Genomic DNA, 21,323 nt, shown 5'->3' with positions numbered 1-21,323 from the left:
CCTTTTCTGCGGATAGGGAGCAAGGGCAATGCGCCTGGCGGTTCTGACATGCCTCGTCATGCTCGGCGGCCTGTGCGGCGGCGCCCCGCAGGCCCTGGCCGGCACCAAGGTGCTGGTCACGACGCGCAACTATGACATCGCCGGCGCGACGGGCGCCGCCCTGGTTGAAGCGATGAACCGCAAAGGTCCCAAGCACGGCTTCATGACCCGCGCCATCGCCGATACCGGCTATGTGGTGAACTGGAAGCTCGATGTGGACCGCACCGACGGGGTCTGCAGGTTGCGGGGCGCCGACGGAACGATGGAGCTCACCTACACTTTTCCGCGCCTGGCTTCGCTGCCGAAACCCGAGCTCGAGCGGCGCTGGCAGCGCTTCCTCGCCGGCGTCCACGCCCACGAGCGTCACCACGGCCGCATCGCCGAGGCCATGATGCGGGCCACCGATAAGTCCATTGCCGGCCTGAAGCTGGCCGACAATTGGTTCTGCACCGCCACCCATCGCGAGGCCAGGCGCCGGATCGACGCCGTCTACGCGCAATATGAAGCGAGACAGAACGCCTTTGACGCGCGCGAGCACCGCGACGGCGGCCATGTCGACCGGCTGGTCAATGCGCTTGTGGGGAAGAACTGAACTCAGCCTGTTCGCTTAAGAAACGAAGCGTCAGCCCCGCGGTCTGTCCGGCGCGTCGTTTGCCGCCAGCGCCGACTTGTGCTGGTCCTCGGGCGCATTGCTTGCGGGCGGCAGCGTGAATTCGACCAGAACCGGCAGATGGTCTGAGCCTGTATCCTCCAGCCGGGCCGACGACAGGATCCTCACTCCGCCCTTGCTGAACACCTGGTCGATCGGCAGGCCGGCATAGCGGCGCAGGACGTCGGGCAGGGTGCGGTGGATCCAGGTCGGGCCGGCCGAGGGCATCAGCGTCATGCCGCTGAGCCGCGCCACCCGCCGCACCGCCGCGCTCCACGGCACGGCATTGCAGTCGCCGGCCATGATGGCGGTTTCGCCGAGCGCTGCCAGCGGTTCCGCCAGCTCGCCGATCTGCCAGGACTGCTCCATCGGCCATGGCCAGCTGAGATGGATCGCGGCGACGTCGACCGGAACGCCGTTGAAGTCGATCGTTGCGGTCGCCATCGCCCCGCGCGGCTCGCAACGCGGCGCGGTGCCGGCGGCGAACGGACGGCGTGACAAGAGAGCCACGCCGAATATGCCATTGGGGTAGTCGCACAGGATGCGATAGGGATAGGCGCCGGCAATATAGCCGAGCTCCTTCGCCCACATGCCGGACACTTCGTCGAGCGTGATGACGTCCGGATTGGTCCGGCCGATCAGCGACAGCACCTTCTTCGGCGTCGGATTGTTGAAGCGCAGGTTCATCTGCAGCAGGCTGTAGACGATCCGGTCGGCCGGCTTCGCGACCGCCTGCTGCGTCGACAACCTAGGCAGCGCGCTCGTGGTCGTGGCGAGGCAGACAATGGCGAAGACCAGCGCCGCGACCGCCTGCAGCCGGTAGGAACCGGCAAGCAGCGGCAGCGCGAGCAGCGCCGTCAGCACGCTCAGATGCATGCGGAAATGCGAGAAGGAATCGAAGGCCGGATGCAGCGCGCCGAAGAACCCGGCCAGCAGCGCGGCCGAAAATGCCGTCATCGCCAGGAATGTCAGCTGAGCCATCATGCTCAAGCGCGCACCGCCCGTAGTCATCTTATTGCCCCGGCAATCCGTTCTGATCGCTTATCGGCCAAATTGCGGCTCAAGCAAGACGACGGATTGCCCCGCCGACAGCTGGCTGGCATGCGCCTACTGGAACGCCGTCTCCGAGAAACTTCTGAGCTTGCGCGAATGCAGCCGCTCCATCGGCATTTCGGCAAGCTTCTCCATCGCCTTGATGCCGATGGTGAGATGCTGGGCCACCTGACGCTTGTAGAACTCGGTCGCCATGCCGGGCAGCTTCAGCTCGCCATGCAGCGGCTTGTCGGAAACGCATAGCAGCGTGCCGTAGGGCACGCGGAAGCGGAAGCCGTTGGCGGCGATCGTCGCCGATTCCATGTCGAGCGCGATGGCGCGGGACTGCGACAGGCGCTGCACCGGTCCGCGCTGGTCGCGCAGTTCCCAGTTGCGGTTGTCGATGGTGGCGACGGTGCCGGTGCGCATGATGCGCTTGAGGTCGTAGCCGGAAAGTCCAGTGACTTCGGCCACGGCTTCCTGCAGCGCCACCTGGATCTCGGCCAGCGGCGGGATCGGGACCCAGACCGGCAAATCGTCGTCCAGTACGTGGTCCTCGCGCACATAGGCATGCGCCAGCACATAGTCGCCAAGCGCCTGCGTGTTGCGCAGGCCCGCGCAATGGCCGAGCATGACCCAGGCATGTGGCCGAAGCACCGCGATATGGTCGGTGATCGTCTTCGCGTTGGAGGGGCCGACGCCGATATTGACCATGGTGATGCCGCCATGGCCGGGCTTCTTCAGGTGATAGGCCGGCATTTGCGGCAGGCGCTGCGGCGGCGTGCCTTCGCTTGGCGCGCCGGTTCCCGCCTTGGTCACGACATTGCCCGGCTCGACAAATTCACTGTAGCCGCCTCCACCACTCTCCATCAATTCGCGGGCCCGCGCCACGAACTCGTCGATGTAGAACTGGTAGTTGGTGAACAGCACGAAGTTCTGGAAGTGCTGCGGGCTGGTCGCCGTGTAATGCGTCATGCGGTGCAGCGAATAGTCGATACGTTGCGCGGTGAACGGCGCGAGCGGCCTCGGCTCGCCGAACGCCACCTCGAAGGTGCCGTTGGCGATCTGGTCGTCGGTGCCGTCGAGATCCGGCACGTCGAACAGGTCGCGGATCGGCCGCTTGATGCGCTCGGCGGCCGCGCCGTCGACATAGCTGCCTTCCAGGAAGGCGAAATGCAGCGGAATGGGCGTCGTCGATTCCGACACCGTCACCGTCACGCCGTGGTTGCGCATGATGAGGCGAAGCTGCTCGATGAGGTAGTTCTCGAACAGCTGCGGCTGGGTGATGGTGGTGGCGAAATGCCCGGGCGTCGGCATATGCCCATAGGCCTGGCGCGAGTCGACCTGGCTGAACGAAGTCGTGGTGACGCCGATCTGCGGATAGAAGGCCCGGTAGCGCTTGCTCTCGTCGGCGCCGGCGGCAAGAGCGGCGAAGGAATCGCGCAGGAATTTGGTGTTGCGGTCGTAGAGCGCCTGCAGCGCCGCGACGGCCTTTTTGGCGTCATGGAAGCTCTGCGCGCCGAAAGGCTCCGGCATGACGACCGATTCGATGGCTTGGGGGTAGATTCGCTTTTCCATGTCTCAATATAGAGATTCAGGATGGCGCTTGGGAGGGGGATGTGGGACCGCGAGAGCCGATAGCGTCGATTTTCTTCGGATGTGTTTAATGCATGTCGCCCAGAAGTGTGCGCGGTTCTGGGACAACGACATGCAGCAAAACAAAGACTTAAAGCGCCTCGCCTGAACCCGGTTCAGCGCGACGCGCTTTAAGGCGCGCTGGCTACGAGCCAGTCGCGCCGTTCGACACTCTATAAAGCTTGCCCGCGCTGCAGGCTGACCAGCAGCACAAAGCCGACGCTCCTGTTCTTGTTCGCCGGCGCCTCGATCCTGTGGCCGGTGTCGGCGCGCATAATCGGCACAGCCAGCACCGGGGCGGCGAGCAGCATCAGGATGAGCGTCGCCCGCGGCAGCAGCCTCAGGATCTTCGTTGTGGTGGCGGCGATGCGGTTCATTTTGGTGGTGTCCCGATTTTCAACGTGGTCGATTTTCAACTTTGTCGTTTCAGCGCGTCACTTGGTTCACGGAGCCGAGAACCCAGCCACGGGCCGTTCCCACAAGCGGGCAGAGTGGCCGCCTTCGGCCACCAGGATGGCGAAGAGCATGCCGAACAGGCTCATCAGCAGGCAGACGACGGTGAAGCGACGGGCAAGCATTTCTCTCTCCTTCAATGCGGGAGAGAATGCCGCAATGCCTCTGAACCGGTTCTGAGACCGGTATTCATCTGCGGTTCAAAATGATTGACGAGGTCTCAAGCCGCCGCCGGCGACAAGACCGTTCGGCGGAGCGCCGCCGCCGCAAACGAAAACGGGGCCGCTCGGGGCCCCGTTTCGGATGATCTCGGAAGGTCAGTTACAGCTTGTGCCAGGTCTGGCTCTTGCAGATCAGGCCGCCGAGCACGCAGCCGCTCATCTTGAGCGATGTGCCCGACAGCGTCGCCTTGCCGGAATAGGTCTTGTCGGTTTCCGGGTCGGTGATGGTGCCGGTGTATTTGTTGTCGCCGGCCGCCTTGAAGGAGCCGATCGTCTTGCCGGAGTACTTGCCTGATTTCAGTGTGATGGAGAACGCATCGCTGCCGGCGATTGCCGCCGTTGAGCCGGCCTGCGTCTTCCAATTGCCTTCGATCGGGTCGGCCCACGCGGCGCCCGCCATGATCAAGGTGGCCGCCAGGGCCAGGCTCGTCTTTCGAAACATCTTGTGCTCCTCCCAATGGGCATGCGGGGACTCCGGCCCACCTTCCAGTCCCTTACGCAAAGGTAAAGCTAGTCCAGCTCCCGCCAAAACAAAAGCGATGCCGCTACGGAAGGTTGTAGCGTTTTTCGCCTCGCGCATGGCCGAAAATGAACGGCACTGGAAAAACGCTTCGGTTCCCGTGGTTAGCGAAGTCTTGATTCCGCTCCCGCCAATTTTCATCGAATTTGACGCAAAACCCCGCAAACGCTGGATTCCCATGCTTAACGGTTTCCCGCGTTTACCTCTTGTTTTAGCTTTGTTTTCCGCAAATTAAGCAAGCCATTTAACGACGGATTCAAGGCCAGGCTTCATCCTCGAAAGCATCGAAAGAGCGGCCCGCCCCGAGGGAAATCAAGGGACAGAAGGAGGCAGCTCTCGGGAGCCAGACAGGGGATTGAAATGGCACGCTTTGAAATGCTTGAAGACGGCTTCGGCGCCATGGGGGCAACTGCCCAGGCCGACATTCTTTTCGAACTGGGCATGATGTATGCGACCGGCCGCGATTGCGAGACCGATGTCGTCGCCGCCCACAAATGGTTCAACATCGCCGCGATCAAGGGTTCGGTCCGCGCCGCCGAGCTGCGCTCGGAACTGTCTGCCACCATGTCGAAGGTGGAGATCGCCATGGCGCTGCGCGAAGCCCGCGAATGGATGACGATGCACTGATCCTGCGCGCAGCGCTGAGAGGTTGATTTGGACAAGGCCGCGAAAAGACGGCCGGCCCACAAGACCAAGAACGCGGCAGGCCAACAGGGCAAAGCCGCGCCGACCATGATCCCGAACCGAAGGTCCACGCAGTGAAAAGTGGAGTGCGGTTTTCGGATAAGATCATGGTCCACTAGAAACAGGGAAGCGAACGGGTTTCAGGCGCGGGGCGTCTGGGGAGCTCGACTGCAAAAGCCGCGACCGACCGAAACAAGGTCGGCGCGGCTTTTTGCATTACGCCAGGTGATCACGCGGGCGCGTGGCCCAAGAAATCCTCGCCGGAATGAACCAAAACGGGTCTCATTGTCCTCTCGACAGTCTCGGCGAAGGGTGAAATTGTCCCGGCTCTGTGAAAGAAGCGCGGCCATGCCGCCGCGCACAAGTGGAGGAGTTCTTATAACCATGAAAAGATTGGGTATTTTGAGCGCGGCCGCATTTGGCCTGATGATGAGCGCCCCTGTTGCCTTTGCCGACGACATCACCATTTCGGTGGTCGGCCCGATGACCGGCCAGCTCGCCACCATCGGTGACCAGTTCAAGCAGGGTGCGCAGGCTGCCGCCGACGCCATCAACGCCGCCGGCGGCGTCAACGGCTCGCAGATCAAGCTCGACATCGAGGACGACCAGTGCGATCCGAAGCAGGCGGTGTCGGTTGCCAACCGCATCGTCGCCAACGGCGTCAAGTTCGTCGACGGCCATGCCTGCTCGGGCTCGAGCATTCCGGCCTCCGCCGTCTATGCCGAAGCCGGCACGCTGATGATGAGCCCGGCCTCGTCGAACCCGGTGCTGACCGACGCGGCCGCCAAGTCCGGCTGGCCGACGATCATGCGCCTCTACACGCGCGACGACGCGCAGGGCGCCTTCATCGGCCCGTGGATCGCCAAGAAATATGCCGGCAAGAATGTCGTCGTCCTGCACGACAAGAGCGCCTATGGCCAGGGCGTTGCCGACGCCGTCAAGGCGACGATGAATGCGGGCGGCCTCAAGGAAGTCGATTACGAAGGCATCAACGCCGGCGAGAAGGATTACTCGGCCCTCGTCACCAAGCTGAAGGAACTCAAGGCCGACGTCGTCTATTTCGGCGGCTACCACCCCGAGGCTGGGTTGATCCTGCGCCAGGCGGCGGAGCAGAACGTCAAGTTCCAGCTGATCATGCCGGACTCGATCGCCTCGCCGGAATTCTGGCAGGTCGCCGGTCCAGCCGGTGAGGGCACGCTGTTCGTCTTCCCGTCGGACCCGCAGGCCAAGCCCCAGGCGAAGGACGCTGTCGCCAAGATAAAGGCCGGCGGCTTCACGCCCGAAGGCTTCACGCTGTTCTCTTATGCCGTGATCCAGGCCGTCGCCGAAGGCGTCAAGCGCGCCGGCAGCGATGACCCGGCCAAGGTCGCCGAGGCGCTCAAGGACGGCAAGCCCATCAGCACCGTCGTCGGCGACGTCATCTTCGACGAGAAGGGCGACCTCAAGAACGCCAGCTACGACATCAACCAGTGGCACGACGGCAAATACGCGCCGATCCAGCAGTAAGTCGGTTCTGTTTGTGTGAAGGTGGCCGGGGCTCGTCCCGGCCACTTTCGTTTTATCGCTGGTCCTCCGTGAACCGCACCAGCACAGTGCCGTCGCTGACCTGCGCGCCCTCGGCCGCGATCTCGGCGATCACCCCGTCATGCGGGGCGGCGATCATGTGCTCCATCTTCATCGCCTCGAGGATCAGAAGCGGCTGGCCCTTGATCACGGCATCGCCCACTGCTGCGCGCACCAGCTTGACCAGCCCCGGCATCGGCGCGCGCAGGCTGCCTGAGGCGGCTCCCGCCTCGTCGGCCTTGGCGAGCGGATCGGGAACCGCGAAGGTGTAGCCGACGGCGCCCTCGAAGACGGTGACATGGCCGGGCCAGCGGGCGGCGTGCGGCATGGTCCTCAGATCATGCGTGTTCGCGGCATCATGCGGCGCTTCCAGCGCCACCTGGAAACGGCCGTCCGGCCGTGCCGAAACTCTGGCCAGGATGTTCTCCTCGCCATGGCGCAGGCGGATGCGGCGCGCGAGCGTGTGGAAATGCGCATAGCCTGAAAGTGTCGACCACGGATCTGCGGCCGCACCTGGCGCGCCGGCGTCGGTCGCGGCCAGCGCCGCGGCGGCGATCGTCTCGTCACTCGGCGCGGGGATCGCGGTGAGCGCCTCCTGATGCCTGCCGATCAGCCCGGTATCGACATCGCCCGCCGCGAAATCGGCGGCGGCCGCGAGCGCCGCCAGGAAGGCGGTGTTGACGGTGGAGCCCGCCACTTCCGTCCGCGCCAGCGTCTTGCGCAGCGCGCCGAGCGCGGCGTTCCTGTCCTTGCCGTGCACCACCAGCTTGGCGATCATCGGGTCATAGAAGGGCGAGATCGCGTCGCCGGCGCGCACGCCGGTCTCGATGCGCATCGCAGCACCCTCCGGCGGCGCATCGGGGAATTTCAGATAATGCAGCGTGCCGGTCGCCGGCAGGAAGCCTTTCGCAGCGTCCTCGGCGTAGAGGCGCGCCTCGAAGGCGTGGCCGGAAAGCGCGATCTCGCCTTGCGTCTTCGGCAGCCTTTCGCCGGATGCGACGCGCAACTGCCATTCGACGAGGTCGATGCCGGTGACCATTTCGGTCACCGGGTGCTCGACCTGCAGCCGAGTGTTCATCTCCATGAACCAGAAGCGGTCGGCTTTGAGCCCCTGGGAGGCATCGACGATGAACTCGATGGTGCCGGCGCCCGAATAATTGATCGCCTTGGTGGCCTTCACGGCGGCCTCCGTCATCGCCTTGCGCAGCGCAGGCGTCATGCCGGGGGCGGGGGCTTCCTCGATCACCTTCTGGTGGCGGCGCTGCGCCGAGCAGTCGCGTTCGAAAAGATGCACGGCATTGCCGAAATTGTCGCCGAATACCTGCACTTCGATATGGCGCGGCTTGTCGACATATTTTTCGACCAGCACCCGGTCATCGCCAAAGGCCGCTTTCGCTTCGCGCCGCGCGCCCGACAGCGCTTCGGAGAAATCGTCGGGATGGTCGACGCGGCGCATGCCCTTGCCGCCGCCGCCGGCGCGCGCCTTGATCAGGACGGGGTAGCCGATCTCGCGCGCCTTGGAGGCGAGCAGCACGATCTCTTGCGCTTCGCCATGATAGCCGGGCACGACAGGCACGCCGGCCGCCTCCATCAGCCGCTTGGCGGCGTCCTTCAGCCCCATGGCACGGATCGAGGCGGCGCTCGGCCCGATGAAGACGAGGCCTGCCGCCGTCACCTGGTCGACGAAGTCCGGATTTTCCGACAGGAAGCCGTAGCCGGGATGGATCGCCTCGGCGCCGGTGGCGAGCGCCGCGGCAACTATCTTGTCGCCGCGCAGATAGCTTTCGCCGACAGGCGAGGGGCCTATATGCACCGCCTCGTCGGCCATCTCGACATGCAAGGCGCGGGCGTCGGCGTCGGAATAGACGGCCACGCTGCGCACGCCGAGCTTGCGGGCCGTGCGAATGACGCGGCAGGCGATCTCGCCGCGATTGGCGATCAGGATCTTGCCGAACATGGAACCTCCGCAGCCAGAGTATGCTTTGAGCGAGGTCGGCGTTCCTTCGCGCCCCCCTCTGTCCTGCCGGACATCTCCCCCACTTGGGGGGAGATTGGATGTCGCCGCCGCCTTCGCCAACTATCGACGTTGCAGGAAAGGAGCCGTCCGCAAAGCTGCTGATCTCCCCCCTTCTGCGGGAGATGCCCGGCAGGGCAGAGGGGGGCGCTGTCCCGCCAGCGCTTCGGGACAAGCATTCGTCCGAAATCATAGACCTCTCCCTCGCCAAGGGAGTGCTCTGCCGAGGTCGCCTCTTGGGCAGTTTTGGTCATCAAGGTCCGCTCCTTCCAACGGCAGCGGCGGCCCGCCGGTAGATCTCCGCCGTCTGCTCATCGAAACAGCAGAAGGTAACTGCATCCGGCACTGCATTCTGCCGCAGAAAGTTACTGACTGTGTCGACGGCAATCCCAGTCGCTTCCTCCTTCGGAGAGCGGTAAATACCGGTCGAGATCGCCGGAAACGCCACCGTCCGGCAATCATGGCCGAGTGCGATTTCGAGCGAGCGCCGATAGCACGAGGCAAGCAGGCTCGCCTCGCCCTCGCCGCCGCCCTGCCAGACCGGACCGACCGTATGGATGATGAAACGCGCCGGCAGGCGGTAGCCCCTGGTCAGCTTGGCGTCGCCGGTCTTGCAGCCGTTGAGCGTCCGGCACTCGGCAACCAGCTCCGGCCCGGCCGCGCGGTGGATGGCGCCGTCGACGCCGCCACCGCCGAGCAATGAGGAATTCGCTGCGTTCACGATGGCATCCACCACGAGTCGGGTGATGTCGCCGGTGTGGATGCGGATCCTGTCGCCGAGAGCACCCATCGTCACATCCTGAACACGCCGAACTTCGTGTCCTCGATGCCGGCATTCAGCGCCGCGGAGAGGCTGAGCGCCAGCACGTCGCGGGTTCTGGCCGGATCGATGATGCCGTCGTCCCAGAGCCTCGCCGAGGAATAGAGCGGGTGGCCCTCATGCTCGTATTTCATCAGGATCGGCTTCCTGAATTTGGCTTCCTCCTCGGCGCTCCATTCACCACCCTTGCGCTCGATGCCTTCGCGTTTGACCATGGCAAGCACGGTGGCTGCCTGCTCGCCGCCCATCACCGAGATGCGCGCGTTGGGCCACATCCATAGGAAGCGGGGCGAATAGGCGCGGCCGCACATGCCGTAATTGCCGGCGCCGAACGAGCCGCCGATGATGACGGTGAGCTTCGGCACTTTGGCGGTGGCGACGGCCATGACCAGCTTGGCGCCGTCCTTGGCGATGCCGCCGGCCTCGTATTTTCGCCCCACCATGAAGCCGGTGATGTTCTGCAGGAAGACCAGCGGAATGCCGCGCTGGCAGCAGAGCTCGATGAAATGCGCGCCCTTGAGCGCGCTTTCGGAAAACAGCACGCCGTTGTTGCCGAGGATGCCGACCGGCATGCCGTGCAGATGCGCGAAGCCGGTGACCAAGGTCGTGCCGTAATTCTGCTTGAACTCGTCGAACTCCGAACCGTCGACAAGGCGCGCGATCACCTCGCGCACGTCATAGGGCTGGCGCAGATCCGTCGGCACGATGCCGTAGAGTTCCTGCGGATCGTAAAGCGGTTGAATCGGCTTCTGCAAATTCAGGCTTACGGCCTTGTTGCGATTCAGGTTCTTGATGATGCGCCGGCAAATGGCCAAGGCGTGTTCGTCGTCCATGGCGTAGTGGTCGGCGACACCGGAAAGCCTGGTATGGACGTCCGCGCCGCCGAGCTCCTCGGCGCTGACATCCTCCCCCGTCGCCGCCTTCACCAGCGGCGGGCCGCCAAGGAAGATGGTCGCCTGGTTGCGCACCATGATCGTCTCGTCCGACATCGCCGGCACGTAGGCGCCACCCGCCGTGCAAGAGCCCATCACGCAGGCGATCTGCGGGATGCCCGCCGCCGACATGTTGGCCTGGTTGTAGAAGATGCGGCCGAAATGCTCGCGGTCGGGGAAGACTTCATCCTGGTTCGGCAGATTGGCGCCGCCGCTGTCGACCAGATAGACGCAAGGGAGGTTGTTCTGCAGCGCGATCTCCTGCGCGCGCAAATGCTTCTTCACCGTCAGCGGATAATAGGTGCCGCCCTTCACCGTCGCGTCGTTGACGACGACCATCACTTCCCGGCCCTCGACGCGGCCGATGCCGGTGATGATGCCGGCCGACGGAATGTCCTCGCCATACATCGACCAGGCCGCGAACTGGCCGACCTCGAGGAAGGGCGAGCCGGTGTCGAGCAGCTGTGCCAGCCGCTCGCGCGGCAACAACTTGCCGCGTGAGACATGGCGTTCGCGCGCCTCGTCGGAGCCGCCGCGCTCGACGCCTGCCGCCTTCTCGGCGATGTCGGCGACCAGTTCCCGCATGCGCTCGGCATTGGCGCGGAAAATGTCGGAGGAGGGGGAGATCTGCGAGGTCAAGGCGGGCATTGACGACCCTCAAATGATATCATATTTTAGTATCACTTCGGGCTCTCGCCCTAACCCCAGAGGAACTGACCACAAAGGTATTCGATTGGGGAGGGCGAAAGCCATGAAAGCGGCGCACCGGCAGACACTGGACAAGATATTTGCGAACCCGGTCAGCGCCTCGATCAAATGGCGCGATGTCGAGACGTTGTTGGTGGCGCTCGGAGCGCGAGTGTCGGAAGGGCGTGGATCGCGGGTGCGCTTCACGTTGAACGGGATAACGCTTCGAGTGCATCGACCGCATCCATCGCCAGACACGAAAGCATACGTGGTCCGCGAGATCAGGACTTTCCTAATAGATTCGGGTGTTGAGCTATGAAGCCCTACAAGGGATATCTGGGAACGATCGAGTTCGATGAAAACGACGTTGTATTTCACGGTCGTATCATAGGTATTCGCGACATCTTCACATACGAAGCCGATTCGGCGGAAGAGTTGCTGAAGGCCTTTCATGAATGCGTTGACGACTATCTGGAATTTTGCGCTGAAGAGAACAAGGAACCGGAAAAGCCTTTTTCGGGCAAACTCGCTCTGCGCACCACGCCCGAGGTTCATCGTCTTGTCAGCCGGGCCGCTGCCAGTGACGGAAAATCGATAAATCAATGGGTGTCGGACGCTCTCGCAGAAGCGGCGCGCAAGCGCGTCGACGAAGGGTCGACCAAGGTCAAAACCCGCACTCACTAAACCCCCTCCGCCATGATCTCGCGGCCGATCAGCCAGCGGCGGATCTCGCTGGTGCCGGCGCCGATCTCGTAGAGCTTGGCATCGCGCAGCAGCCGTCCCGTCGGGTAATCGTTGATATAGCCGTTGCCGCCGAGCAGCTGGATCGCGTCGAGTGCCATCTGCGTCGCCTTCTCGGCCGCGAAGAGCACGCAGCCGGCGGCGTCCTTGCGCGTGGTCTCGCCGCGATCGCAGGCGGCCGCCACCGCATAGACGTAAGCCCGCGCGGCATTCATCGTCGTGTACATGTCGGCGAGCTTGCCCTGCACCAGTTGGAACGTGCCGATCGGCTGGCCGAACTGCTTGCGCTCATGCACGTAAGGTACGGCGACGTCGAGGCAGGCCGCCATCAGCCCGATGGGGCCTCCGGAAAGCACTGCCCGCTCATAGTCGAGCCCCGACATCAGCACCTCGACGCCGCGCCCTTCCTCATGCAGCACATTCTCGAACGGCACCTCGACATTTTCGAAGACGAGCTCGCCGGTGTTGGAGCCGCGCATGCCGAGCTTGTCGAGCTTCTGCGCCACCGAAAAGCCGGCAAAAGTCTTTTCGACGATGAAAGCGGTGATGCCGCGCGAATGGCGCTCCGGATCGGTCTTGGCGTAGACCACCATCGTTCCGGCGTCGGGGCCGTTGGTGATCCACATTTTCGAGCCGTTGAGCACATAGCGGTCATTGCGCTTTTCGGCGCGCAGCCTGAGCGACACCACGTCGGAGCCAGCGCCCGGTTCCGACATCGCCAGCGCGCCGACGGTTTCGCCCGAGCAGAGGGCAGGCAGGTATTTCTCCTTCTGCGCCGGCGTGGCCCAGCGATTGATCTGGTTGACGCAAAGGTTGGAATGCGCGCCGTAGGAGAGGCCGACAGAAGCCGATGCGCGCGAAATCTCCTCCATGGCCACGACATGCGCGAGATAGTTCATGCCGGTTCCGCCGAAATCAGGATCGGCGGTGATGCCGAGCAGGCCGAGCGCGCCGAGCTCGCCCCAGAGATGCGCGGGAAACTCGTTGGAGCGGTCGATCTCCGCCGCGATCGGCGCGATCCTGTCCTGAGCGAAGCGCCGTACAGTGTCGCGCAACGCCTCGATGTCGGGATCAAGTCCGAAGCTGAGCGTGTTCGTGTACATGCCGTTCCTCCCTGCGCACGCCCCGGTCTTCGCGGGGATCATGCCCGTATCAGAGTGCCACGGCGTTCCCGGCTCGCCCGGAAGGACGCGCGGTGCCATGGCTGATTGTCGCGCCGACCAGGCGCATTGTCATCGAAAGATATGATGCCGTGACTTCGGCGAGCGACAGCCGTTCGCCCGGACGGAACCAGACGATCACGCCGGTCATCATCTGGATCAGCGCCATGGCGGTCAGGCCTGTATCGTCGATCTCGAAAGCGCCGGCTTCCACGCCCTCGCGCAGGATCGTGCGCAGTTCCTTCTCATAGGCTGTGCGCATCTTGAGGATCTGCGTCAGTCTTTCATGCGACAGGCTGCGCAACTCCATGTTGGAGACATGGGTGGCGTGGCGCCGCTCGATGTGGAAGGCGATGTGGTTTTCGACATAGGCGGCAAGCCGGATGACCGGATCGGCACTTAACGGCCGCGCCGCGTCCCAGGCCTTGAGCAGACCCTCCATATGCTCTCGCATCAAGGTGAAAAGCAGATCTTCCTTGGTGGGGAAGTAACGGTAGAGCGCTGCCGCCTGCACGCCGACCTCAGCCGCCAGCTGCCGCATCGACATCGCCTCATAGCCCAGCCGCGCGATCAGGCTGACCGCCGCCTCGCGGACGGCCGCCTCGGTCTTTTCCCCGTCTGAGCCTGCGGTGCGGGCCATATTTGCCTCCAACAGCACTAATAAAACGAACGTTCAATTAATTCAAGCGCCAAATCTTCCCCCTTGAGGGGGAGATGTCGCCAAAGGCGACAGAGGGGGTCGTCTCGCGTGAAGCGCCAACGCCCTTTGCGGCAAGAAGCCCACGCTGGAGACCTACGTGAGACGACCCCCTCTGGCCTGCCGGCCATCTCCCCCTCAAGGGGGAGAGACCAACTCACACGACAATCCTGAAATCCGCCGGCGCGTCATCGGCCGCTTCCTCGATCTCGATCTTCGAGACGAGGGCGCCCCGCGGCCCTTGCCACAGGCGTTCGATCATCGCCGTGACTGCGGCATCGGCGCCGGCAATCAGCGCGGTGACCGAGCCGTCGCGCTCGTTGCGGACCCAGCCTGTAAGCCCGAGACGCAGGGCTTCGCCGCGCGTCCAGACGCGGTAGCTCACGCCTTGCACGGTGCCGGAAACACGCGCCCGAACGGCTCTTTGCTCACCTTGCATCGCCCGCTCCAGAATCTTCCCCATCAATCTGGAGCATGAAAGGTCAAATGCAACCGCTTCGAAGCATGGGTGGCTCGGTGGATTAAATAATTGACTCAGTCAACCAATGAGGAAATTATCGGATGCAATGTCTCCAAGGAGGGTCGGCATGCCGCATGAAGCCCTGGTCCAAGAGATTCGTCGCTTCAACCGGTTCTATACCGGGCTGGCCGGGCTGCTCGATGAGACCTTGATGCAGAGCCCCTACACGCTGGTTGAAGCCCGCGTGCTGTTCGAGCTCGGGCGCAAACCCCGACCCTGCGGGCGAGCTGGTCTGCTGGCGCGCATGTTTCATCTCGACCTCGCGCCGGTGCATCCGAACTGGCTGGAGAACTCAACCTTGCCCCCGCCTATCTCATGAGGGTGCTTCGGAAATTCGCCGCCACGGGGCTCGTGGAGATGCGCGACGACCCGGAGAACGGGCCGCCCGTCCTTGCGCTGACCAGGCGCGGCAAGGCCGCGCTGGTCGATCTCGAGGCGGCGACGAACCGCGATCTCGCTCGCCTGACCGTCAAGCTCGAGGACAGGCAAGCCGCTGAGCTTTCCGATGCGCTGAACCGCTTGACACGCCTGCTGGCAGCCGCGGGACTGTGAATCGCCCGATCTCCCTGCGGAGTAGATATATCGGCCAAGGTCCGGTCAGTTCCCCCGCGCTGCCGCGAGCGCGCCCGGCAATTCCTCGGCGAAGATGTCGAGCTCGTGGTCGAGGCCGACGCTCACCCTTATGCAGCGGTCGAGCCTGGGGACCATCGGCTTGCGGATGAACACGTCGCGCGACAAGAGGCCCTGCATCACCTTCAGCGCGAAGGCGCCGTCGCGGCCGCAGTCGATGGTGACGAAATTGGTCGCCGACGGCAACGGTTTCAGGTCGTTCTGCCTGGCGACAGTCGAAATGCGCTCGCGGCCAGCCGCCACGCGCGCCACCACCGTGCGCAGGTAATCCTGATCGGCAAGCGCCTCGAGACCGGCGATCTGCGCCATGCGGCTGACGCCGTAGTGATTGCGGATCTTCTCGAAGTCGCGGATCACCTCGGCCTCCGCCACGGCGTAGCCGCAGCGTATGCCGGCCAGGCCGTAAGCTTTGGAGAAGGTGCGCATGCGGATGACGTTCGGCCGCGCGACATCGATCGCCGGCAGCGCTGAGGCCGGGCCTAGCTCACCGTAAGCTTCGTCCAGCACCAGCATGGTGGTTTCCGGCAGCGCTTCGATGAAACGGACGACGTCCGGCGCCTCCCACCAGCTTCCCATCGGATTGTCGGGATTGGAGAGATAGACCAGCGGCGCCTTTTCGCTGACGACCCTGGCCAGGAGCCCGTCCAGGTCCTCCTTGTCGTTGGCATAGGGTACGGTCACCAGCCGGCCGCCGACGCCGGCGATGTGGAAATTGAAGGTAGGGTAAGCGCCGAGCGAGGTCACGACCGCATCGCCCGGCGCGACATACATGCGCGCCACCAGGCCGAGCAACCCGTCAATGCCTTCGCCGACGACCACATTTTCGACGGCGACGCCGTGATGCGCGGCCGCCGCAACCTTCAGCTCGTAATTGTCGGGATCGCAATACATCCACTGGTCGCGCGCGACGCTCTCCATGCGCGCAATGACACGCGGCGACGGACCGAAACTGCTCTCATTGGCGCCGATGCGGGCGCGAAAAGGCCGCCCGCGCTCGCGCTCCTGTGCCTCCGGACCGACGAACGGCACCGTGGTGGGAAGCGCGCCGATGATCGGCGTGAGGGAAGGGCGACGAAGCATGGCACAGGCTCGCGTGAGAGGAAGTTCTAGCTAGCCTGTGCGACCGGCGGGCGCAAGTTGGCGGCCGCCCGGAGAGCCGATGCCATTTCTCTCAATGAATGTGGACGACGACGTATCGGCCCCCGTAGGGCTGGTAATACGTGCTGCCACAGTGCCACAGCACGGTACCGTTGATCGAAGTTTTCACGCACGCTGCCGGTAGTCTGGTCACATACATGGTCGAACGGCGGATCGTACGGCGCGTGGTGCGCCTGGCAACCCCAGCTACGCTGCCTGGAGTGAGCGGGTGACCGACGCGGGCCTGCGCAGGGCTGACGAAAAGGGCGAAGGGTGTAACGGCATCGGCGATACCCGCAAGCATCAATGCGAATGCTATCCCGGCAGCGCCGGTCGATCTCAAGCTCGATTTTTTCATTTGCATCCTCCAAGAACTCACAATTTCCCTGCGTTCAAGTCCGCAGCCCATGAGATCGCTGACGTACGCCCGGGGCCGAACCCTCCCACCCTGCGGCAGGAGGCAAGATATTTTAGAGGATACTAATTATAGAATCCGGCTTCTATCCGGATTGCGCAATTTCCGTCGAACTGCCTGCATGACGACTGGCGCCAATTCCGCGACCGACGTTCACCCTCGTTGTCATCTTCTGGCACGTTGAAGTGTGTCCTTCGGGGACTCACCGAAGAGCATGCGATAACTCGCAGCGAAACGGCCAAGATGGGTGATCCCCACCTCCATCGCGATACGTGTGACGCTCAAGCCATCCGCTCCCCGCGCAGTGAGCAATCGCCTCGCTTCATTGAGGCGAACCGCCCTGATGAATTCCAGCGGGCTGAGGGCAAAGGCGGCGCGAAAGGCATACTCCAATTGTCGTCGGCTGATGCCGATTTCCTTGCACAACCGGATGATGGGGATGTCTTCGCGGATGTGCGCGCGAATAAAATCCTCGGCCGCCCATGCCTGTCGGAGGTGGCGAATGGAGGACCGATCTGTTTCGACGTTGCCTCGGGCGCCAGCGAATGCGTTGGCTATGCCCCCCAAATATTCCGCCAACGCGATCGGAGTATGCTCCGGCAAGGCTGAATCGCTTGCGGCTTCCCCGAAGCGGTATGCCATCGCCTCCATCTGGCTGCGGAACATTTGCGCATCGCTGGCGCTGAGCCGAACGGCATTTGGATGGTCGGCCGCCCGGTCCAAGATCGTGCCGGCGGAAAGTGCCTGGATTTCCACCCAGATCGACGTCGGAACAACGGCGCCCGTGTAGCGAAGGCCGGGCTGGACCGTCGCTGCGACGCTCGTGCCGGCGGGAATTGCCACGATCATGTCGTCCTTGAGCGGAATGCCGCAGATCGTCGAGTCCCGGGCCCGCTCTACAGCCACGATTGCCACGGAACCTGGATCAAAGCCGCCGTTGGCACGGAAGGCGCAATTGAATTCAGCCAGATCGAGCGCCCACTTGCCGTGGGACTGGATTTGCCGGAGGCGCGACGGCATTTGCCCTGGCGAAAGCCTGTCAACCTTCACGGGCAGCCCAGAGGCGGCATCGCCGAGCGCGTCTGGGCCAAGTTGCACGTCCCTGTGCGAAGTCGTTGGAGGCCACGCGCTCAAAAATGCATCCTTTGCGCAAAGTGGATATCACAACACTTGTATTAGGTGTAGCTTAAACGCAAATTGCGCGAGATCAATTCGGCGCAAAATATCGCCGACTCGCGGCTCTGGGGACGATGGACGAAGCAGATCTACTTATTGGGGAGGCGCCAGGCGTCTTGGCCGTACGCATCGCGTTGACGGCGTCAGCATCGCACGTTGGATCAAAGGCAATTTGACAGAGGGCAGGACCTGAGACGGCGCGTGACATGATGCGGGCGCGCACGCGCCGGTTAAGTATAGCAAATCGAGGAGCACCTTGAGGGGATGATCGTGAAAAGATTTCGTTTGGTAGCCTTGGGAACGGCTGTGATATCGGTACTTTGTGCCGTCAACGCATCTGCGGCGGACATCGCCAAGCAGCAGGATGACGGGTGGACGTTTACTGTCGCCCCGTATCTCTGGGCCTCGGGAATTAAAGGCGAGAGCGGACTCTTCGGATTTCCGCCTCAGGATGTCGATGTGAGCTTCAGCGACGTGCTGCACCACCTCAAATTCGGCTTCATGGGGCTCACGGAAGCTCGCAACGGGCCTTTCACAATCAGCACGGACATAGTGTACGCCAAGCTCGACGCCAACATAGGCACCCCGAAGGGAATCCTCGCCTCCAACATTGATGCGACGGTGAGCACTTTCATGGGCACGGCGCTGGGTGGTTACAGCGTTTACTATCAGGATGGGACGAATTTCGATCTTGTCGCCGGTGCCCGCCTCTGGTCGGTCGACAACAGTTTCGACTTCCACGGAGGTGTGCTGGATGGCAGGTCAGCGAGCGACGGCGATACGTGGGTCGATCCGGTGGTCGGCGCCAAATTCAAGGCCGATGTCGGTAACGGGATCTACTTGGCTGGCTGGGGCCTCGTCGGCGGTTTCGGCGCAGGGTCCAAGTCAATGTGGGATGTGATGGGAGGCGCCGGCTATCAATTCAACGACAAGATGTCGATGTTCGTCGGTTATCGGGCCGTGCACGACAATTATAGCCATGACGGCTTCGTGAACAAACTCACTCAGCAGGGTCCGATTCTGGGGCTCACTTATCAATTCTCGCCAGCCCATCCGGGATAATAGCGGATTGAGATGACGTGGTCGGTTCTCTGCGGCGCTTGCATTCGGCATTGGGCTGCTGAGGGATGGCGGAGCCAGGCATCGCCCGCCGGCGTTCGACGGCGCAATTCTGCTTGTGGCTGCTGGTGCAGACCATTGCCGATACGATCGTGCTGTGGAACGGAATTCCATTTTACCGCCGGTTGCTGTTAGCCGGTCAGCAGTTTGACCCACTACTCTATTTGATTGCCGCTCTTTGCTCCATTGCCGGGCAAGTCGGTTACTGGTCGGCTATGTCGATACGGCACAGCGTAGTCTTGCCTCGCTCTACCGTAGCATCTCACATTCTCCAATTTCTGGCGCGGCTCAACTTCATCTATGCCAGCGCCATGTTCTCGGTGGTGTTTTTCGTCAAGCTGGACATCAGGCTGGGGAAGATTGTCCTTCTGATTGCCGTGCTGTTCTCGATGTTCTGCTATTCCTCGCAACTAAAGCATGTCTCCCGAAAGTGGGAACCGGTTTCGGGATAAAGACATGCGCAAGATCAAAAACCTAAAGCGCTGGGAGCGAATCTGAAAGATCGCGACGCGCTTTAGAGTGGATCGGCAAAGCGCTTACGGTGGGCCAAGGCGCCAAGGCAAGCGAAAGGTGACGTGCGCTCGGGGCGCGTCTGATTCGCCGCGTGACGAGCCACAGAAGCGCATCTCCTGGGACGGCAGGTCAGGATGCCAAAAAATGCCTCGTTTGCGCAAAGTGGATAGCAGTATGGCTCTATTAGCAATAACTTAAGCGAAAGCAGCGCGAGACCAAATAGCGCGGAAATACCGCCGACGCACGGCGAGTGGGGAGCATGAACAGGCAGGGCTATTCGCAGGCGTCCGCAGAGGACATTGAGCGCGCCGCAGCAACGGCAGCGGCAGACGTGGGTGCTGAGCCGCCACGCCTTTGGATTCCAGGCAAAATGATTGGCGCCAGAGCACCAGACGCGCCGCGGTTTTGAGCAGAACGGCGTGAATTAGCAGAGCAGGGGCATAATATGAGCAACGATCGAGACTTCCCGGCCGAAGCCGGTGCAACCAACAGAATCACGCGGCGGGACGCTTTGATGGGCGGCACTGCGGCTGCGGTTTCGCGATTTGCCGCACCCGTCGGCCTTTCCGGCGCGCTCGCCGGCCTTGCGGGCGTCCAGACGGCGGCGGCCCAGCCCTCGCAGCCGAACATCGTCTTCATCGTTGCGGACGATCAGGGATGGAAAGACGTCGGCTATCACGGCTCGGACATCAAGACGCCCAACATCGACAAGCTTGCCGCGGAAGGGACGAAGCTCGAAGAATATTACGTGCAGCCGATGTGCACACCAACGCGGAGCGCCCTCATGACCGGCCGCTATCCGCTGCGCTATGGCATGCAGGTTGGCGTTGTCCCCGCAGCGGGAACCTATGGCCTTCCGCTCGATGAGACACTTCTTCCGCAAATCCTAAGAGACGCGGGCTACCAGACGGCGATGAGCGGCAAATGGCATCTCGGCCATGCCAAGACGGACTTCTGGCCCAAGCAGCGTGGATTTGATTCATTCTACGGGGCGACGGTCGGCGAGATCGACCATTTCAAACACGCATCGCATGGTATCGCGGACTGGTACAGGAACAACAAGCCGATCAAGGAGCCGGGCTTCGACAACACCTTGTTCGGTCAGGAAGCTGTCAGGGTCATCAACGCTCACGATCAGAAGAAGCCGCTCTTTCTCTACCTCGCTTTCACCGCGCCCCATACGCCATTCCAGGCTCCGAAGGAATATCTCGACCGGTATAAGAACATCGCTGACGAGAACCGCAGAGCCTATGCCGCAATGATCTCGGTGGTCGATGACGAGATCGGCAATGTCGTGGCCGCCCTCGAGAAGAAGGGGATTCGCGACAATACCCTGATCGTCTACATGAGCGACAACGGTGGCGTCGTTAACTCGATGTTTGCGGGCGACTCGAAGGTGGGTGGCAAGCTGCCTGCGGATAACGGCCCCTATCGCGACGGCAAGGGCACCCTCTATGAGGGCGGCACCCGCTCGGTCGCCTTCATGAACTGGCCCGGTAAGATCAAGCCTGGCGTCTTCAATGGCCTCATGCATGTCGTCGACATGTTGCCGACACTGGCCGGGCTGGCCGGCGCCAAGCTTGGCAAGGACAAACCGCTGGACGGCATGGATATGTGGCCGGCGCTGAGCGAGGGCAAACCTTCGCCGCGCACAGAGATCGTCTACAATGTCGATCCGATGGCCGGTGCGGTGCGCGAGGGCGAATGGAAATTGTTGTGGTCGGCAACGTTGCCGCAAAAGATAGAGCTGTTCGATTTGTCGCAGGACAAATCGGAGGCCACTAACTTGGCCGATAAGTATCCTGATAAGGTCAAGGTGTTGCAGGCAAGGATCACCGAACTTGCAGCCCAGATGAAACCCCCGCTGTTGCTTATGGAGGCAGTGCGGCTGACCTACTTCACGCCGCTGGTGACACCAAGCCCGGAGGAAATGTTCGCTGCGGGGGATTGAACGGCGGATGCGTTC

24 protein-coding genes are annotated in these 21,323 nt (G+C 62.8%); 10 read left to right on the top strand and 14 right to left on the bottom strand.

Going from position 1 to position 21,323, the window contains the following annotated elements; all coding sequences use genetic code 11:
* Positions 1-28: 28 nt before the first annotated feature.
* Entirely contained in the window at positions 29-631 is a 603-nt protein-coding gene (locus EJ069_RS15010; protein WP_126061947.1) for a DUF922 domain-containing protein, read from the top strand.
* 30 nt (positions 632-661) lie between these two features.
* Here the strand turns inward: EJ069_RS15010 and EJ069_RS15005 are convergent, their stop codons facing one another.
* The 5 genes from EJ069_RS15005 to EJ069_RS14990 all read right to left on the bottom strand — a co-directional run bounded on the left by EJ069_RS15005 (position 662) and on the right by EJ069_RS14990 (position 4,471).
* Complete coding sequence (locus EJ069_RS15005; RefSeq protein WP_126064739.1) at positions 662-1,672, bottom strand: endonuclease/exonuclease/phosphatase family protein; 1,011 nt, start codon at positions 1,670-1,672, stop codon at positions 662-664.
* A gap of 123 nt (positions 1,673-1,795) precedes the next feature.
* Positions 1,796-3,256 carry an AMP nucleosidase gene (locus EJ069_RS15000; RefSeq protein WP_245456670.1) on the bottom strand — a complete coding sequence of 487 codons (1,461 nt, stop codon included), beginning with the start codon at positions 3,254-3,256 and terminating at the stop codon, positions 1,796-1,798.
* Between the two features lie 272 nt (positions 3,257-3,528).
* Complete coding sequence (locus EJ069_RS14995; RefSeq protein ID WP_126061945.1) at positions 3,529-3,732, bottom strand: hypothetical protein; 204 nt, start codon at positions 3,730-3,732, stop codon at positions 3,529-3,531.
* A gap of 66 nt (positions 3,733-3,798) precedes the next feature.
* Entirely contained in the window at positions 3,799-3,933 is a 135-nt protein-coding gene (locus EJ069_RS33765; protein ID WP_281060070.1) for a hypothetical protein, read from the bottom strand.
* Positions 3,934-4,129: 196 nt separating this feature from the next.
* Positions 4,130-4,471: a DUF2147 domain-containing protein gene (locus tag EJ069_RS14990; RefSeq protein ID WP_126064738.1), complete on the bottom strand. Its 342-nt coding sequence runs from the start codon at positions 4,469-4,471 to the stop codon at positions 4,130-4,132.
* 438 nt (positions 4,472-4,909) lie between these two features.
* On the opposite strand from EJ069_RS14990, the gene EJ069_RS14985 reads away from it, so the two are divergent.
* Together EJ069_RS14985 and EJ069_RS14980 are read left to right on the top strand one after the other, a co-directional pair.
* Positions 4,910-5,176 (top strand): sel1 repeat family protein, encoded by a 267-nt coding sequence (locus tag EJ069_RS14985; RefSeq protein WP_042639605.1) that lies wholly within the window; start codon positions 4,910-4,912, stop codon positions 5,174-5,176.
* Between the two features lie 441 nt (positions 5,177-5,617).
* A complete protein-coding gene (locus EJ069_RS14980; protein ID WP_126061944.1) occupies positions 5,618-6,739 on the top strand; it encodes an ABC transporter substrate-binding protein in 1,122 nt (373 codons plus the stop codon).
* Between the two features lie 52 nt (positions 6,740-6,791).
* On the opposite strand, the gene EJ069_RS14975 is transcribed toward EJ069_RS14980, so the two are convergent.
* The 3 genes from EJ069_RS14975 to EJ069_RS14960 all read right to left on the bottom strand — a co-directional run bounded on the left by EJ069_RS14975 (position 6,792) and on the right by EJ069_RS14960 (position 11,210).
* Complete coding sequence (locus EJ069_RS14975; RefSeq protein WP_126061943.1) at positions 6,792-8,753, bottom strand: acetyl/propionyl/methylcrotonyl-CoA carboxylase subunit alpha; 1,962 nt, start codon at positions 8,751-8,753, stop codon at positions 6,792-6,794.
* A 310-nt stretch (positions 8,754-9,063) separates the two neighbouring features.
* The gene (locus tag EJ069_RS14965) at positions 9,064-9,600 is read right to left on the bottom strand and encodes an O-acetyl-ADP-ribose deacetylase (protein WP_126061942.1); all 537 of its coding nucleotides are present in this window, start codon (positions 9,598-9,600) and stop codon (positions 9,064-9,066) included.
* Between the two features lie 2 nt (positions 9,601-9,602).
* The gene (locus tag EJ069_RS14960) at positions 9,603-11,210 is read right to left on the bottom strand and encodes a carboxyl transferase domain-containing protein (protein WP_126061941.1); all 1,608 of its coding nucleotides are present in this window, start codon (positions 11,208-11,210) and stop codon (positions 9,603-9,605) included.
* Between EJ069_RS14960 and EJ069_RS33905 the strand changes: the two genes are divergently transcribed.
* Positions 11,125-11,568, top strand: coding sequence for a type II toxin-antitoxin system HicA family toxin (locus EJ069_RS33905; protein ID WP_348639369.1), 444 nt, complete (start codon positions 11,125-11,127; stop codon positions 11,566-11,568). The genes EJ069_RS14960 and EJ069_RS33905 overlap by 86 nt on opposite strands.
* A complete protein-coding gene (locus EJ069_RS14950; RefSeq protein WP_126061939.1) occupies positions 11,565-11,933 on the top strand; it encodes a type II toxin-antitoxin system HicB family antitoxin in 369 nt (122 codons plus the stop codon). Before EJ069_RS33905 ends, EJ069_RS14950 begins: the two co-directional genes overlap by 4 nt.
* Here EJ069_RS14950 and EJ069_RS14945 read toward each other — a convergent pair.
* The 3 genes from EJ069_RS14945 to EJ069_RS14935 form a co-directional block, all read right to left on the bottom strand.
* Positions 11,930-13,093 carry an isovaleryl-CoA dehydrogenase gene (locus tag EJ069_RS14945; protein WP_126061938.1) on the bottom strand — a complete coding sequence of 388 codons (1,164 nt, stop codon included), beginning with the start codon at positions 13,091-13,093 and terminating at the stop codon, positions 11,930-11,932. The genes EJ069_RS14950 and EJ069_RS14945 overlap by 4 nt on opposite strands.
* A gap of 49 nt (positions 13,094-13,142) precedes the next feature.
* Positions 13,143-13,790, bottom strand: coding sequence for a TetR/AcrR family transcriptional regulator (locus tag EJ069_RS14940; RefSeq protein ID WP_126061937.1), 648 nt, complete (start codon positions 13,788-13,790; stop codon positions 13,143-13,145).
* 214 nt (positions 13,791-14,004) lie between these two features.
* Positions 14,005-14,286, bottom strand: a complete 282-nt coding sequence (locus EJ069_RS14935; protein WP_126061936.1) for an acylphosphatase — start codon at positions 14,284-14,286, stop codon at positions 14,005-14,007.
* Between the two features lie 148 nt (positions 14,287-14,434).
* Here EJ069_RS14935 and EJ069_RS33310 point away from each other — a divergent pair, with 148 nt between their 5' ends.
* On the top strand, positions 14,435-14,686 hold the full coding sequence (locus EJ069_RS33310; protein WP_245456572.1) for a hypothetical protein: 252 nt from the start codon (positions 14,435-14,437) through the stop codon (positions 14,684-14,686).
* A 38-nt stretch (positions 14,687-14,724) separates the two neighbouring features.
* On the top strand, positions 14,725-14,919 hold the full coding sequence (locus tag EJ069_RS33305; RefSeq protein WP_245456571.1) for a hypothetical protein: 195 nt from the start codon (positions 14,725-14,727) through the stop codon (positions 14,917-14,919).
* Positions 14,920-14,964: 45 nt separating this feature from the next.
* Here the strand turns inward: EJ069_RS33305 and EJ069_RS14925 are convergent, their stop codons facing one another.
* The 3 genes from EJ069_RS14925 to EJ069_RS14915 form a co-directional block, all read right to left on the bottom strand.
* Positions 14,965-16,077, bottom strand: a complete 1,113-nt coding sequence (locus EJ069_RS14925; RefSeq protein WP_126061935.1) for a pyridoxal phosphate-dependent aminotransferase — start codon at positions 16,075-16,077, stop codon at positions 14,965-14,967.
* Positions 16,078-16,168: 91 nt separating this feature from the next.
* The gene (locus EJ069_RS14920; protein ID WP_245456668.1) at positions 16,169-16,438 is read right to left on the bottom strand and encodes a hypothetical protein; all 270 of its coding nucleotides are present in this window, start codon (positions 16,436-16,438) and stop codon (positions 16,169-16,171) included.
* A gap of 276 nt (positions 16,439-16,714) precedes the next feature.
* A complete protein-coding gene (locus EJ069_RS14915; RefSeq protein WP_126061933.1) occupies positions 16,715-17,569 on the bottom strand; it encodes a helix-turn-helix domain-containing protein in 855 nt (284 codons plus the stop codon).
* 420 nt (positions 17,570-17,989) lie between these two features.
* On the opposite strand from EJ069_RS14915, the gene EJ069_RS14910 reads away from it, so the two are divergent.
* From EJ069_RS14910 to EJ069_RS14900, 3 genes are all read left to right on the top strand, one after another.
* Entirely contained in the window at positions 17,990-18,787 is a 798-nt protein-coding gene (locus EJ069_RS14910) for a hypothetical protein (RefSeq protein WP_126061932.1), read from the top strand.
* Positions 18,788-18,852: 65 nt separating this feature from the next.
* Positions 18,853-19,296, top strand: coding sequence for a hypothetical protein (locus tag EJ069_RS14905; protein ID WP_126061931.1), 444 nt, complete (start codon positions 18,853-18,855; stop codon positions 19,294-19,296).
* A gap of 506 nt (positions 19,297-19,802) precedes the next feature.
* A complete protein-coding gene (locus tag EJ069_RS14900; RefSeq protein ID WP_126061930.1) occupies positions 19,803-21,308 on the top strand; it encodes an arylsulfatase in 1,506 nt (501 codons plus the stop codon).
* The last annotated feature ends 15 nt before the right edge of the window (positions 21,309-21,323 follow it).

The sequence above is a fragment of the Mesorhizobium sp. M2A.F.Ca.ET.043.05.1.1 genome (assembly GCF_003952445.1).
Taxonomy (GTDB): Bacteria; Pseudomonadota; Alphaproteobacteria; order Rhizobiales; family Rhizobiaceae; genus Mesorhizobium.
This window is presented reverse-complemented; position numbering and strand designations above follow the sequence as displayed.

Coding starts and splice junctions, on each gene's coding strand:
- EJ069_RS15000 (WP_245456670.1), bottom strand. CDS start 3,256: ATGCCGGAGCCTTTCGGCGCGCAGAGCTTCCATGACGCCAAAAAGGCC.
- EJ069_RS33310 (WP_245456572.1), top strand. CDS start 14,435: ATGCCGCATGAAGCCCTGGTCCAAGAGATTCGTCGCTTCAACCGGTTC.
- EJ069_RS14965 (WP_126061942.1), bottom strand. CDS start 9,600: ATGGGTGCTCTCGGCGACAGGATCCGCATCCACACCGGCGACATCACC.
- EJ069_RS33905 (WP_348639369.1), top strand. CDS start 11,125: ATGTCGGCGACCAGTTCCCGCATGCGCTCGGCATTGGCGCGGAAAATG.
- EJ069_RS14945 (WP_126061938.1), bottom strand. CDS start 13,093: ATGTACACGAACACGCTCAGCTTCGGACTTGATCCCGACATCGAGGCG.
- EJ069_RS33305 (WP_245456571.1), top strand. CDS start 14,725: ATGCGCGACGACCCGGAGAACGGGCCGCCCGTCCTTGCGCTGACCAGG.
- EJ069_RS14950 (WP_126061939.1), top strand. CDS start 11,565: ATGAAGCCCTACAAGGGATATCTGGGAACGATCGAGTTCGATGAAAAC.
- EJ069_RS14905 (WP_126061931.1), top strand. CDS start 18,853: ATGGCGGAGCCAGGCATCGCCCGCCGGCGTTCGACGGCGCAATTCTGC.
- EJ069_RS14900 (WP_126061930.1), top strand. CDS start 19,803: ATGAGCAACGATCGAGACTTCCCGGCCGAAGCCGGTGCAACCAACAGA.
- EJ069_RS15005 (WP_126064739.1), bottom strand. CDS start 1,672: ATGATGGCTCAGCTGACATTCCTGGCGATGACGGCATTTTCGGCCGCG.
- EJ069_RS14985 (WP_042639605.1), top strand. CDS start 4,910: ATGGCACGCTTTGAAATGCTTGAAGACGGCTTCGGCGCCATGGGGGCA.
- EJ069_RS14925 (WP_126061935.1), bottom strand. CDS start 16,077: ATGCTTCGTCGCCCTTCCCTCACGCCGATCATCGGCGCGCTTCCCACC.
- EJ069_RS33765 (WP_281060070.1), bottom strand. CDS start 3,933: ATGCTTGCCCGTCGCTTCACCGTCGTCTGCCTGCTGATGAGCCTGTTC.
- EJ069_RS14980 (WP_126061944.1), top strand. CDS start 5,618: ATGAAAAGATTGGGTATTTTGAGCGCGGCCGCATTTGGCCTGATGATG.
- EJ069_RS14990 (WP_126064738.1), bottom strand. CDS start 4,471: ATGTTTCGAAAGACGAGCCTGGCCCTGGCGGCCACCTTGATCATGGCG.
- EJ069_RS14940 (WP_126061937.1), bottom strand. CDS start 13,790: ATGGCCCGCACCGCAGGCTCAGACGGGGAAAAGACCGAGGCGGCCGTC.
- EJ069_RS14910 (WP_126061932.1), top strand. CDS start 17,990: ATGATCGTGAAAAGATTTCGTTTGGTAGCCTTGGGAACGGCTGTGATA.
- EJ069_RS14935 (WP_126061936.1), bottom strand. CDS start 14,286: ATGCAAGGTGAGCAAAGAGCCGTTCGGGCGCGTGTTTCCGGCACCGTG.
- EJ069_RS14960 (WP_126061941.1), bottom strand. CDS start 11,210: ATGCCCGCCTTGACCTCGCAGATCTCCCCCTCCTCCGACATTTTCCGC.
- EJ069_RS15010 (WP_126061947.1), top strand. CDS start 29: ATGCGCCTGGCGGTTCTGACATGCCTCGTCATGCTCGGCGGCCTGTGC.
- EJ069_RS14920 (WP_245456668.1), bottom strand. CDS start 16,438: ATGCTTGCGGGTATCGCCGATGCCGTTACACCCTTCGCCCTTTTCGTC.
- EJ069_RS14975 (WP_126061943.1), bottom strand. CDS start 8,753: ATGTTCGGCAAGATCCTGATCGCCAATCGCGGCGAGATCGCCTGCCGC.
- EJ069_RS14995 (WP_126061945.1), bottom strand. CDS start 3,732: ATGAACCGCATCGCCGCCACCACAACGAAGATCCTGAGGCTGCTGCCG.
- EJ069_RS14915 (WP_126061933.1), bottom strand. CDS start 17,569: ATGCCGTCGCGCCTCCGGCAAATCCAGTCCCACGGCAAGTGGGCGCTC.